This window comes from Alteromonas sp. ABV4_150 (genome assembly GCF_056311745.1).
Genome location: NZ_CM149971.1, coordinates 3,746,240 through 3,761,059, shown reverse-complemented (window position 1 = coordinate 3,761,059; position 14,820 = coordinate 3,746,240). Strand labels below are relative to the sequence as shown.

General features: G+C 44.6%; 7 protein-coding genes and 1 pseudogene. All 8 read right to left on the bottom strand.

All coding sequences use genetic code 11. The features are described from left to right. Window positions 1-5 precede the first annotated feature (5 nt). Entirely contained in the window at window positions 6-1,493 is a 1,488-nt protein-coding gene (locus ACYX4M_RS16320) for a tryptophan halogenase family protein (RefSeq protein ID WP_476082897.1), read from the bottom strand. A gap of 168 nt (window positions 1,494-1,661) precedes the next feature. Beyond that, a complete protein-coding gene (locus ACYX4M_RS16315) occupies window positions 1,662-4,529 on the bottom strand; it encodes a TonB-dependent receptor (RefSeq protein WP_476080905.1) in 2,868 nt (955 codons plus the stop codon). Between the two features lie 1,084 nt (window positions 4,530-5,613). Further along, on the bottom strand, window positions 5,614-6,486 hold the full coding sequence (gene sucD, locus ACYX4M_RS16310) for a succinate--CoA ligase subunit alpha (protein ID WP_025255209.1): 873 nt from the start codon (window positions 6,484-6,486) through the stop codon (window positions 5,614-5,616). Continuing rightward, window positions 6,486-7,652, bottom strand: coding sequence for an ADP-forming succinate--CoA ligase subunit beta (gene sucC, locus ACYX4M_RS16305; RefSeq protein WP_012518365.1), 1,167 nt, complete (start codon window positions 7,650-7,652; stop codon window positions 6,486-6,488). The genes sucD and sucC overlap by 1 nt, the downstream gene beginning before the upstream one ends. 152 nt (window positions 7,653-7,804) lie before the next feature. After that, window positions 7,805-9,317, bottom strand: a pseudogene (odhB, locus tag ACYX4M_RS16300) (2-oxoglutarate dehydrogenase complex dihydrolipoyllysine-residue succinyltransferase). A gap of 9 nt (window positions 9,318-9,326) precedes the next feature. Then, window positions 9,327-12,146, bottom strand: a complete 2,820-nt coding sequence (locus ACYX4M_RS16295) for a 2-oxoglutarate dehydrogenase E1 component (RefSeq protein ID WP_476080904.1) — start codon at window positions 12,144-12,146, stop codon at window positions 9,327-9,329. 176 nt (window positions 12,147-12,322) lie between these two features. After that, window positions 12,323-13,033, bottom strand: a complete 711-nt coding sequence (locus ACYX4M_RS16290) for a succinate dehydrogenase iron-sulfur subunit (protein ID WP_012518362.1) — start codon at window positions 13,031-13,033, stop codon at window positions 12,323-12,325. Window positions 13,034-13,047: 14 nt separating this feature from the next. Next, entirely contained in the window at window positions 13,048-14,820 is a 1,773-nt protein-coding gene (gene sdhA / locus ACYX4M_RS16285) for a succinate dehydrogenase flavoprotein subunit (RefSeq protein WP_334060533.1), read from the bottom strand.

Here is a 14,820-nt window from a genome sequence, read left to right as displayed (position 1 = left end):
CGATTCTAACCACAGAACTGCTTTAAGAAGTCATCGTGAGTTGCAATTTTTCCGATAGGTTCATTCTTAATGCGTTTAATGTTTTGCATCAACTCTTGCAGCTTTTGTTCAGACAATGCATTGGCAAGTGGATGGTAGTCTTTCTGCATCACCCCTTGTCCCATCAGTACTTGCAGCCATGAGCTTTCAAGGAATAAATCATTTTGCTCTCTGAACAAATTTCCTGACTCTCTAAATAGCTCTATTTTATGGGTTAAACTGTCTGGTACATCCATTTCTCGTAAGTCTTTCCAAAAATGCGAGTCAGTTCTTTCATTGACGTGATAGTGCAAAATAATGAAATCACGTATTTGTTCATATTCAAGCTGAGACTGCTTGTTGTACTCATCTATCTGATATTGCTTAAACCCTTCGTGTGGGAATAAGTGAATTAACCTAACTACTGCAGACTGAATGAGATGAATACTGGTTGACTCAAGGGGCTCCAAAAATCCACTAGAAAGCCCTACAGCCACTACATTTTTATTCCATTGCTTACGTCTTCGCCCTGTTTTAAAGCGAATAAAATTAGGATCGGCAAGTGGTTTGGTATCTAAGTTACTTGATAGTATGTCTAGTGCTTGCTCGTCAGAAAAATAATTACTGCTGTATACTAAGCCATTACCATTGCGGTGCTGAAGCGGAATACGCCATTGCCAACCTGCAGAGTGCGCAATCGAACGAGTATAAGGACGGGTATGTTCGTGACGCTCTGAAGGCATAGCCACTGCCCGGTCGCAAGGTAACCAATGCGACCAATCCTCGTAGCCGGTATTCAGTGTTTGCTGCGTAAGTAGCCCTTTAAACCCTGAACAGTCAATAAACAAGTCGCCTTCGATATGAGCACCGTCTTTAAGCGTCACCCCGGTAATAAAGCCGCTGTCAGCATCCTGTTTAACATCAGTAATAATGCCTTCTTTGCGAGTAACGCCCATCGCCTCACATTTCTTACGAAGGAATCGAGCGTACAGCGACGCATCAAAATGATAGGCATACGGCATTTCTATAATTGGATCGGGAGATTTGATATGGGCAAATTTACCCGCTTTACAGGCAAGGTAGTTTAGATCGTATTCCCATATCGAGTCAGATAGCCCTAACTCTTGAGCGCGTTTGAAATAATGATGAAAATGACAAAAAGCGTAGCTTTTACCCGGGGCGCCAAAAGTGTGGAAATAGCTTTCCCCTTCTACCCGCCAGTTTTCAAACTTAATCGCCAGTTTCATGGTGGCGTTTGTTTCGCGTAAGAACTCTTTCTCATCTATTCCTAAAACATTATTTAGTGTAATAATAGGTGGAATAGTTGCTTCGCCAACACCGACGGTACCGATCTCTTCAGACTCAACTAAGGTTACGTTTACGCCCGCACCGATAAGACGCTTAATTACCGCTGCTGAAATCCAACCTGCCGTGCCACCACCTACAATAACTACATTTTTTACCGCTTTGTTCATCATATTTCTGCCGTCAGCATTTTTTTGTGCCCACATTACTATCATCTCTAAATATCATGACATCTAGTGCTATACAACAAAAAGCCCCAATACATTACGTGAATTGGGGCTTGTTTAATGTTACTCGTTTAAGCGCTCGCATATAACAAGCGATGTTTCAACAACCACTTAGAATGTGTAGTTGAAGCCAAGTAGGAAGTTACGACCAAAGCTTTGGTGTTCAATAATCTGGCGGCTATCTCCAGGATTAACACGTACTGTTGGTTCATCTGTCAAGTTCTGACCCTGAAGCGTAACGCGAAGACCTTGCAGATATTCAATACCTGATTCGCTGAAATCATAACCAATCTGCGCGTCAACTTGTTTAACACCGTTGTCCTGAATTTGAGCAAGTGACAAACTCTGCGCACGGGTTTCGGTTGCAAACTCATCGCGCTTAGTTGCCGAAACACGTACTTCAAAACCGTTGCTTTCATAGAAAGCAGTTAATGAGTATGTTTCATCAGACAAACCTGGTACTTGATCGCCATTATCAAGCTCACCATCTAAGAAGGTCGCGCTTGCAAACAAGCCAAAACCTTCTAGTGAATCATGAACCAATTCAAGAGGTAAGCTACCCTGAAGCTCCCATCCACGAACAAAACCTTCTAGACCATCTTCTCTAAAATCTACTGGCCCGATAAAAGTACCTGGTGCGACAATATCAGCATCGTTGGTAAGACCGTCGTCATTAATATCCGTATTTCCAGATGTTTGGTGGAAACCTTCGATATATACGTTAGAGAAGTCATTGAACGAACGACCCGCAACATGCCAGTTAGTTAGATCTTTGTAGAAGAAACTTGCTGCGAAATATCCGGTATCAGCAAAGTAATTCTCGTACGCGATATCAAATTGATTAGCTTCTAGCGGTTTAAGACGCGCATTACCCGCACCTGCTGACCAAGGACCATTATTTGGATTTGTAGAAATAATCTGCTGGTCGTTAAATGTGAAACTAACTGTGTTATTAGGTCTCATGTCATCCATACGTGGGCGACTGATTACCTTACCCATTGCAGTACGGATAAACTGATTTTCTGCAAACTCAAAGCTTAAATTGATTGTTGGCAAAATATCGTAATACGAAGTACCGTCCGAAACAGGAGCGATTTCTGTAAAGCCGGTTGGTCCAGTAACCGTATTAAACCCACTGCCCTGCTGGTCAACGTCAACAACCTGAACACCAACATTACCTAAAATGTAAACGCCGTTAATTTCTGTATCAATATCAAGCTTGGTGTAAATGGTTAATAGCTCTTCACTAATTGTGTATGAATCACCGAAACGACCATTTTCAAATAGTTCAGCTTCTGTTTCGATATAGAAGCCGCTACGGTATAAACCCAGTGAATCGTAGGCAAGAACACCATCTATGCCAATGTGGCTTAGATCGGCTACACCAATTGGATCTGGTACTAACTCAGCATTAGGCCATGTTGGCGCTGTTAAGAACGCACCGTTATTATCTTTCGTCTTTTCACGATCTTGGTAGTTCACACCTGCACTGAACTTCGAAAAAATGCCCCACTCAACAAAACCTTCGATATCAATACGAACTGCATCAAGCGTCTCGTCAAAATCAGGTTCGTTAACAAAACCATCCTGTGCCGTTTCAGGCCCGAAACCTTCAACCCCTTGGAAACGCTCCACTGGCGCTAACGAGCCACCCCAAGCCTGTGGGCCTGCAAGGAAGATTGCATTTGGATCAGTAAGGTCTACGCTATCTAGCGTTGGATGCGCGCTGTATACTGCGCCTGAAGAAGTCATCTGCCATGAACGTGGTGTAACGGGTCTGCCGTTCACGCCTGCTCGACCAACTCCCGAATAACTCTCAATATCAGTGATTGTCTTATCAACTTCACCCATTGAAAGATCAAGCGTAGCTGTCCAGTTATCGTTTAACGCATATTCTACGTTCAAGCCAAATGTAGTTAGCTCAGCTTTCTGTTGACGCGAATCATTACGAATTACCGAAAGGAAGCCGTCATAAAAACCCGATGTAACCAAACCATCTTCTACGCCAGTAATAGTGTACGCACTGGTACCCCATTCGGCACCGCCTTCCTCAACACCGCGACGGGCATCATTCTCTTCAAAATCAATGTAAAGCGCATCGAATTGAATTCTAAGGTCGTCTGTAGGAGCGTATTCAATAACACCAGCTATTGAGGTACGTTCAAGCATCGCTGAACGCGTGAAAGAATCGTGGCCACCAAGAATTACTGTGCCTTCTGGAACTTCAACACCCTCAACCGCGTTATCAGCATTTGCTGTTGCGTAACCCCAGCCTCTGAAGTATTCCTCCTGACGAGGCGATTCCATATCAGCTACGGCTAACGCTAAACCTAACTTGTCATCAGCAAACTGGTCAACATAGTTAAACGACAAGCGATGCCCATTGTTATCGAAGTCAGGGTTACCAGCGTCATATTCGTTTGCTTCATAAGTACCGTTAAACGCAAAAGTTCGTTCAGCACTTAATGGCCTTACAGTCTGAATATCGACTGTACCACCAATACCTTGTGTCATTAGCCCAGCTTCAGGCGTTTTGTAAACAAGGATATTTGAAACAATTTCTGTTGGGTAAAGATCGAACTCTACCCCACGGTTATCGCCCATACCTAGAAGTTCACGACCGTTAAGTGTAGTACCTACGTAGTTCTCGTTAAAACCACGAACAGATATACCGCTAGTACGACCGTTGCGGCGTTCACCCGCTAAGCCAGGAAGACGTGCAATTGACTCTGCAATACTGGTGTCTGGAAGTTTACCGATATCTTCAGCAGATAACGCTTCAACAATTGACGTGTTGTCCATTTTAATGGCTTGTGCACGCTGTAGACTGCCGCGAATACCGCTTACTTGAATAACTTCTAGATTAGCTTCATCAACAGCATCAGTGTTTGCTTCTTGTGCTAGTGCAGGTGCACTACCAAATGCCATACCGCCTGAAATAAGCGCAGCTTTGATTAGGTTGGGTTTAAATTGTTTCATAAAACGGGTGTCCCATACGGTTATAGTTGTTGTCTTTTTGTTGTTCTTATGACAAATAAATGACAATACATTTCACGGGGACAATGCTATAGATGCCCTAGGTTTTGCACAATTGCCTGCATACGTATTCAATAAAATTTATGCAACACAGTTTTAACAAGTCACAACGAAATATTGATGTAATTTTACAACATATGAGCCGTCTAACGGCTTTTTTGTAAAACTCATATGAAATTATATTTCATTAAAACTAAACCTTTACAGTGATTAAAAGATTTTGCAGGAATATCAGAACTAGGGTTTTCTAAAGCATGGAAATGAAAGTAATCTGACGTACTTAAGTTAGAAAGCCTCGTAAAAACGAGGCTTTTCTAGAAATAGCAATAGTTAAAGGCTAATTATTTTCTAATCATCTTCAAAATCACACGTTTTTTCGGCTCGCTTATAAGCTAGCGCAGCGTCCTTTCCCATTTGTATAAAACTTTCACTGATTTAGTGCCAAGTGTCATCGTCATATAAGTATACATCAGAACTAGACATGTAAGTTGCGCAACTCTGATTCAACAAAAAGCTACTGCGCTGAATGTACCCTTTCTGTGTATGGCATAATATTTTGTTGACCTTGTTCAGAATCGGTAATTTTCCCAATAACAACCGGTAAATCATCGGACCTTAATGCTGAACGTAATTAATACACTAAAGAAGTGAGGTTATTGAATTTTCCATTGGCGGATTCCTCGCTCGCATCGGCCTCGCCTTTCACCCAAATAATACCCATAGATTCCAACGTATCTAATTCCCCATCAAGGTCATTGACTGAATAGTCATTTTTAATCGTTTCTAGAGCGAAGTCTTACCGATTATGATCTTTACCCTCGGTTAAATTCGCGTACCAGTTGCTATAACCCGTATTAAGTGCAAGTTCAGTACCGCCTACCGCATACGTTATAAAGGCTGCTCGTAAACATAATCATAACAATGTGAATACGATTGCAAGCTTACGGAAACTCTGAAACTTAATAATACTAAAAACAAAAAAGCCCGCTAAATGCGGGCTTTTATCACAAAATTGTTAAGCGTTAGCTTACCAACCAGTAGTCTCGCGAAGCGCCTTGCCGATTTCAGCAAGTGAGCGTACTGTCTTAACGCCTGCGTCTTCTAGTGCTTTGAACTTCTCGTCAGCAGTACCTTTACCGCCTGCGATGATTGCACCAGCGTGACCCATACGCTTGCCCGGAGGAGCAGTAACACCAGCAATGTAAGAAACAACTGGCTTAGTTACGTTCTCTTTAATGAACGCAGCCGCTTCTTCTTCTGCAGTACCACCGATCTCACCGATCATTACGATAGCTTCAGTTTGTGGATCGTCTTGGAACATCTGAAGGATGTCGATGAAGTTTGAACCAGGAATTGGGTCACCACCGATACCAACACAAGTAGACTGGCCGAAACCTTCGTCAGTAGTTTGTTTAACCGCTTCGTACGTAAGCGTACCAGAGCGAGAAACAATACCAACTTTACCAGGCTTGTGGATGTGACCAGGCATGATACCAATTTTACACTCTCCAGGAGTGATTACACCTGGGCAGTTTGGACCGATCATGCGAACGCCTTTCGCTTCTACGTATTCTTTAACGTAAAGCATATCTAGCGTTGGGATACCTTCAGTGATACATACGATTAGCTCGATACCCGCATCTGCAGCTTCAACAATTGAATCTTTACAGAAAGGTGCTGGTACGTAGATAACTGTTGCAGTTGCGCCAGTTGCTTCTACCGCTTCACGTACAGTATTAAATACTGGAAGACCTAGGTGCTCAGTACCGCCTTTACCTGGAGTTACACCACCAACCATTTGCGTACCGTAAGCAATTGCTTGCTCAGAGTGGAAAGTACCCTGACCGCCAGTGAAACCCTGACAAATTACTTTAGTATCTTTATTAATTAATACAGACATTATTTGCCCTCCGCTGCAGCAACAACTTTCTGCGCTGCATCAGTTAGCGATTCAGCAGCAATGATATCTAGACCAGAGTTCGCTAGAACTTCACGGCCAAGCTCTGCATTGGTACCTTCAAGACGCACAACTACTGGTACTTCTACGCCTACTTCTTTAACAGCACCGATAATACCTTCTGCAATCATGTCACAGCGAACGATACCACCGAAGATGTTAACCAATACCGCTTTAACATTGTCATCAGAAAGGATGATTTTGAATGCTTCAGCTACACGCTCTTTAGTTGCGCCGCCACCAACGTCTAGAAAGTTAGCTGGCTTGCCACCGTGTAGGTTTACGATGTCCATAGTACCCATTGCTAGGCCTGCACCGTTAACCATACAACCTACATTGCCGTCTAGCGCAACATAGTTTAGTTCCCACTGAGCAGCATGAGCTTCACGCGCATCTTCTTGTGAAGGATCTTGCATATCTTTCAGCTTAGGCTGACGATATAGCGCGTTACCGTCGATACCTACTTTTGCGTCTAGGCAGTGTAGGTTACCGTCAGTTTTGATAACTAGTGGGTTGATTTCGATAAGCGCAACGTCAAGCTCTTCAAACATCTTAGCTAGGCCAAGGAAGATTTGAGTGAATTGCTTAATTTGAACGCCAGAAAGACCTAGAGCGAACGCCATTTCACGCGCTTGATAAGGCTGAGGACCTACAATTGGGTCGATTTCAGCTTTAAGAATTTTTTCTGGAGTTTCTTCTGCAACAGTTTCAATCTCAACGCCACCTTCAGTAGATGCCATAAATACAACGCGACGGGTTGTACGGTCAACTACTGCACCAAGGTAAAGCTCGTTAGCGATATCTGTGCAAGATTCAACTAGGATTTTGCTCACAGGCTGACCGTTTTCGTCAGTCTGGAAAGTCACCAAATTTTTGCCAAGCCAGTTTTCAGCGAAAGCGCGAATGTCGTCTTTGTTTTTAACTAGCTTTACACCGCCAGCTTTACCGCGACCGCCCGCGTGTACCTGACACTTAACTACCCACTCTTCTCCGCCAATTCGGTCAGCGGCTTCTACAGCACCTTGAGCAGTGTCTGCTGCGTATCCTTCAGAAACAGGCAAACCGTATTCTTTGAATAGCTGCTTACCTTGGTATTCATGCAAATTCATGGTGTTTCTATCCGATTTTTAGTAAGACAAAAGCCGCAAATGCGACTTGATTATTAAGACTGATATTATAGGGTAAATATCAGCGTTGCGTTAGGCGCTAAGCAAGATAACACAAGCCAAGCGCCCAACCACAATTAAGCGAGACGAAAGTCTTATACGTCTAGAAGTAGACGTGTTGGATCTTCTAGCATCTCTTTAACTGTTACCAAGAACCCAACTGATTCTTTACCATCGATGATACGGTGGTCATAAGAAAGCGCTAGGTACATCATTGGTAGAATTTCTACTTTGCCATTAACTGCCATTGGGCGGTCTTGGATTTTATGCATACCCAAGATTGCGCTTTGCGGCGGGTTAATGATTGGTGTAGACATTAGTGAACCAAACACACCACCGTTGGTGATTGTGAAGTTACCACCTTGTAGTTCAGCCAATGACAGCTTACCGTCACGACCTTTAAGTGCTAGTTCCTTAATTCCTTTCTCAACACCAGCCATACCGAGTGTGTCAGTATCTTTAAGTACTGGCGTAACAAGGCCACGTGGTGTAGATACGGCAATCGATACATCGAAATAGTTGTGATAAACAATGTCATCACCGTCGATTGACGCGTTAACTTCTGGGAAGCGCTTAAGTGCTTCAGTAACTGCTTTAACGTAGAACGACATAAAGCCTAAACGAATGCCGTGACGTTTTTCGAAGCTTCTCCTGATACTGTTTACGAAGGTCCATGATAGGCTTCATGTTAACTTCGTTAAACGTAGTTAGCATTGCTGTAGAGTTCTTCGCTTCAAGTAGGCGATTCGCAATAGTCTTACGAAGACGCGTCATTGGAACACGCTTCTCAGTACGGTTACCCGTTGGTAAATCTGCCACTGGTGCTTCAGCTGCCGCAGGCGCTGCCTTAGCTGAGCTATCACCACCTTTAAGATACTTTTCTACGTCTTCTTTAGTGATACGGCCATTTTTACCCGTGCCTTTCACTTTAGCTGCGTCTACGCCTTTTTCGGCAAGTAGACGACGTACAGACGGACTAAGCGCATCGCTGCTGTCTTCACTGTCATCGCTTTCGCTAGATGCTGCTGGAGCAGAAGCACCGCTTGCCGCACCTTCTACAAACTTCGCAATAACTTCTTCAGCTGTAACAGTCGCACCTTCTTCTGCGATGATTTCAGCTAGTGAACCGTCTGCAGGAGCCACAACTTCAAGTACTACTTTGTCAGTTTCGATGTCAACCAAGTTTTGGTCACGAGAAACTGCTTCACCCACAGCCACATGCCACGTTGCGATTGTCGCGTCAGCTACAGACTCTGGAAGTACTGGTACTTTAACATCAGATGTTTTTCCAGAAGCCGCTGGAGCCGCATCTGATTTAGAATCGTCTTTCGCTTTGCTTTCTGTTTTAGCTTCAGCTGGTGCAGCAGCACCACCCTTTTCTAGTTTAGCAATAACTTGCTCGCCTAAAACAGTTGCACCCTCTTCGTTTAGAATCTCACCGATTGTACCGTCCGCTGGCGCCACAACTTCTAAAACCACTTTATCAGTTTCAATATCAACCAGGTTCTGGTCTCGTTTAACTGCGTCACCGGCCTTTACGTGCCAGGTTGCAATGGTGGCATCGGCAACTGACTCAGGTAGAACCGGAACTTTTATCTCAATTGTCATTACTGTTCCTTATTTAATTGTGAGTGCGTTTTCAACCAGGGCTTTCTGTTGCTGGTTGTGAACGGATACATAACCTACTGCAGGTGACGAGGATGCATCACGGCCTGCATATGTTAATTTTGCACCATCTGGAATTGCTTGCCAGAAGTGGTGTTGGCTACAGTACCAAGCGCCTTGGTTTTGAGGCTCTTCTTGACACCAAACCCAATCTTTTACGTGGCTGTATTGTGCCACAACTTTAGCGCATTCTTCTTGTGGGAATGGGTAAAGTTGCTCTAAACGAATGATTGCAACGTCTGTTTGCTCATTTTTACGGCGTTGGTCTAGCAAATCGTAGTAAACCTTGCCTGAACACATAACGACGCGCTTGACGTTCTTAGGATCGATATCGTCAATTTCACCGATGACGTTATGGAATTTACCTTCTGCTAATTCCTCTAACGATGATACCGCCATTGGATGACGCAACAATGACTTAGGCGACATCACGATAAGTGGTTTACGCATTGGGCGAACAACTTGACGACGAAGCATGTTATATACCTGTGCAGGTGTGGAAGGCACACACACTTGCCAGTTGTGGTCAGCACACATTTGAAGGAAACGCTCAAGGCGTGCAGAACTGTGCTCTGGCCCCTGACCTTCGTAACCATGTGGAAGCAATACTGTTAGACCGCACAGACGACCCCATTTCGCTTCACCTGAACTTAAGAACTGATCAAATACAACCTGCGCACCATTGGCGAAGTCACCAAACTGGGCTTCCCAAATAGTCAGACACGTAGGCTCTGCTGTCGCATAACCATACTCAAATGCCATTACTGCTTCTTCCGAAAGTACAGAGTCGTAAATTTCAATCTCACCCTGGCCTTCGCGAATATGTTGCAGAGGCATGTACGTCGATGCGTCTTTTTGATTGTGTAATACCGCGTGGCGGTGGAAGAAAGTACCACGGCCAGAATCTTGACCTGTAATACGAATGTCTTCACCAGCGTCAACAATTGTGGCATAAGCTAAGTTTTCTGCCATACCCCAATCTAGCTTTTTGTCGCCAGCAACCATGGCTTTACGGTCTTGGTAAAGCTTGTTAACACGAGACTGAAGCTTGTGATCCTCAGGAATAGTGGTGATTGATTCACCGAGCTCTTTAAGCTTCTCAACTGAAAGCGCGCCGTCGTATGGTGTATCCCAGTCGTGACCTAAATACGGAGACCAGTCTACACTGTGCTCTGTCATCGGACGCCATTCTTCAACAACACATGCACCGTGATCTAGCGCTTCGCGATATTCTTCAAGGTAGCGATCAGCATCACGTTGCTCAATGACGCCTTCAGCAATTAGCTGATCAGCATAAAGCGCTCGTGGAACTGGGTGCTTTTTAATTTTTTGGTACATCAACGGCTGCGTTGCATTTGGCTCGTCCGCTTCGTTGTGCCCATGACGACGGTAACAAACAAGGTCAATTACTACGTCTTTCTTAAACTTATTGCGATATTCAAGCGCAAGCTGTGTCACAAAGGCAACCGCTTCTGGATCGTCAGAGTTCACGTGGAAAATTGGTGCCTGTACCATCTTGGCGATGTCAGTACAGTACTGCGTAGAGCGAGTATCTTCAGTCTTAGAGGTGGTGAAACCAACTTGGTTATTTACCACAATACGAACCGTACCACCTACAGCAAAGCCGCGAGTTTGCGACATGTTGAAGGTTTCTTGTACTACACCCTGACCAGCAATTGCAGAGTCACCGTGAATAGTGATAGGCAGTACTGTATTCGTGTCATCATTGCGGCGCGCAAGACGTGCACGTACAGAACCCATAACTACAGGATTTACAATCTCAAGGTGAGACGGGTTAAACGCTAGTGCTAAGTGAACATTGCCGCCCGGAGTCGCGAAGTCTGAAGAGAAACCTGCGTGATATTTAACATCACCCGCACCTAGCGAGTCATCGTGCTTACCAGAGAATTCATCAAACAAAACAGAAGGGTTTTTACCAAGAACGTTAACCAACACGTTCAAGCGACCACGGTGGGCCATACCGATAACAACTTCTTTAGTACCTGCTGTACCGGCTTTAGTGATAAGACCTTTCAGCATAGGAATTAGAGCGTCACCACCTTCTAGTGAGAAACGCTTCGCACCTGGGAATTTAGAGCCCAAGTATTTTTCCATACCATCAGCTGCGGTTAGACCTTTAAGAATGCCTAATTTTTCATCGCGTGAGATTTCTGGTTTGGCTTGAACTGATTCAATCTTTTGCTGTAACCAACGCTTCTGTTCAGTATCGGTGATGTGCATGTACTCTGCACCGATAGAACCACAGTATGTGCGGTTAAGAGATTTAAACAGCTCACCTAGCGGCATAGACTCTTTACCAATGGCATAAGAACCTACATTGAATACTGAATCAAAATCCTGTTCAGAAAGGCTGTGGTGAGACAATTCTAAGTCGCGTACACGTGCCTGCTTCCAAAGACCAAGTGGGTCTAAATTAGCGTGCTGATGACCGCGGAAACGATATGCGTTGATTAACTGGAGAACTTTAACTTGCCTATCGTCTGAAACATTTGCCGAAGGCACAGACGGGCTAGACATGCGGGCTGTGGGCCCTAACGCAGCAAGTTGCCTAAACTGATTTTTGATAGTTGTATGATTGGTTTCTAACTCTACGCCATCGACTTTGGGGAGGTTATCGAAGATTTGTCGCCAATTTTCAGAGACGCTTTGAGGGTCTTCTAAATAGGTTTCATACAACTCTTCAACATAGGCAGCGTTGGCACCTGCCATGTGCGAGGAATCCCACCACGCTTTCATCACGCTTTCTTGCATTTAATTTGCCTTGCTACGTTTTATAAAATCTAGTTAACAATCAATAAGTATTATAAGGTTATTCTCGGCATAACCAAGTGTTATAACAGCTAATATATAAAAAAATAGCCACCCTTTTGGGATGGCTATTTAGAGCATCACTTTCTGTAACTAAAAGAAGTTATCAGAGTGTAGTACTAAACAGCCCGTTGTAAAAGCATAGACTTGATTTGGCCTATTGCTTTTGTTGGGTTTAAGCCTTTAGGACATACGCTCACACAGTTCATGATACCGTGACAGCGGAATACGCTGAATGCATCATCAAGGTCGTTAAGACGTTCTTCAGTTGCAGTATCGCGACTATCAATAAGGAAGCGATATGCGTGAAGAAGACCCGCAGGACCAATGAACTTATCTGGATTCCACCAGAATGATGGGCATGATGTTGAACAACAAGCACAAAGAATACACTCGTATAGTCCATCAAGTTTCGCACGTTCTTCAGGCGACTGTAAGTGCTCGCGCGCAGGCGGCTGCTTGCTGTCGTTGATTAAGAACGGCTTAATCTTTTCGTACTGTGTATAGAACTGCGTCATATCAACAACTAGGTCACGTACAACGGGTAGACCTGGAAGTGGACGAACGACTATTTTACCTTTGCCCAGTGCAGAGAGCGGAGTAATACATGCAAGGCCATTTTTGCCATTCATGTTTACACCGTCTGAACCACATACACCTTCACGACAAGAACGACGGAAAGAAAGCGTCGGATCCTGCTCTTTAAGTGCAAGTAGCGCGTCTAGCACCATCATGTCTTGACCTTCCTCTACTTCTAGAGTGTAGTCTTGCATGCGTGGCTTCGCATCTACTTCAGGGTTGTAACGATAAATCGAAAAAGTTAATTGCATGATCGTTGCCTCTCTTAATATGAACGCACTTTAGGCGGGAATGCTTCCCTAAGCTTAGGCGCCATATTCACTTCACGTTTAATCATTTTATCAGTGTTCGGATCGTAGATGCTGTGGCATAACCAGTTGTCATCGTCACGGTCCGGGAAGTCGAAGCGGCTGTGTGCACCACGGCTTTCCGTTCTGAAGTTCGCTGCTACTGCAGTGCTGTACGCGGTTTCCATTAGGTTATCAAGCTCTAGGCATTCAATACGTTGAGTATTGAAGTCTGAACTTTTATCGTCAAGGCGTGCATGCTTAAGACGCTCGCGAATTTCGCCAAGTTCCTTAAGACCTTCCGCCATGGCTTCACCTTCACGGAATACTGAGAAGTTAAGCTGCATGCATTCTTGCAAGTCTTTCTTAATTTGAACAGGGTCTTCGCCCTTTCCTTTCTCTGAATTTTCCCAACGGTTGAAACGTGTCATTGAGGCTTCTAGGTCAGACTCAGACGCGTCGCGTGTTGGTGCCATTTCAGATAATGTCTTACCAAGGTGTAAACCAGTCGCACGACCGAATACAACAAGGTCAAGTAGTGAGTTACCGCCAAGACGGTTCGCACCGTGTACTGATACACAGGCAATTTCACCACAAGCAAATAAGCCATTTACTACTTTGTCGTTGCCGTTTTCGTCAACCGTTAAGCACTGGCCGTCAACGTTTGTAGGAATACCACCCATCATGTAGTGACAGGTAGGAATTACCGGAATCGGCTCTTTAACTGGGTCGACGTGTGCAAACGTACGTGAAAGTTCAAGGATACCTGGTAGACGAGATTCAAGAACGTCCTTACCAAGGTGGTCAAGCTTAAGCTTAATGTGTGTGCCCCACGGGCCTTCACAACCACGACCTTCACGGATTTCTGTCATCATTGAACGTGCAACAACGTCACGACCCGCTAGGTCTTTCGCGTTAGGTGCATAACGTTCCATGAAGCGTTCGCCGTCTTTATTGAGAAGGTAACCACCTTCACCACGACAACCTTCTGTTACCAATGTGCCTGCGCCAGCGATACCCGTTGGGTGGAACTGCCACATTTCCATATCTTGAACCGCAACGCCTGCACGTAGTGCCATACCAACACCGTCACCGGTATTGATGTGTGCGTTTGTAGTAGATGCATAGATTCGGCCAGCACCGCCTGTTGCTAATACAACAGCGCGAGACTTAAAGTAAACTACTTCACCGGTTTCAATATCGATTGCCGTACAACCAACTACGTCACCGTCTTGATTTTTAACTAAGTCTAATGCATACCACTCAGAGAATACTTTAGTCTTATTCTTTACGTTTTGTTGGTAAAGAAGGTGAAGTAGCGCATGACCAGTACGGTCAGCTGCTGCTGCTGTACGTGCGCCCTGCTCGCCGCCAAAGTTCTTTGACTGACCACCAAAAGGACGTTGATAGATTTTACCATTCTCAAAGCGAGAGAAAGGTAGGCCCATATTTTCCATCTCAATAATGGCTTCTGGACCAGTTTTACACATGTACTCGATAGCGTCTTGGTCACCGATGTAATCTGACCCCTTTACAGTGTCATACATGTGCCATTCCCAGTTATCTTCGTGTGAATTACCTAATGCTACGGTAATACCACCCTGTGCAGATACAGTATGAGAACGGGTTGGAAATACTTTAGACAACAGTGCGCATGATTTACCAGATTCTGAAATCTGTAGCGCCGCGCGCATACCTGCACCGCCTGCACCAATTACAACTGCATCAAACTCGTGAACGGGTAAACTCAT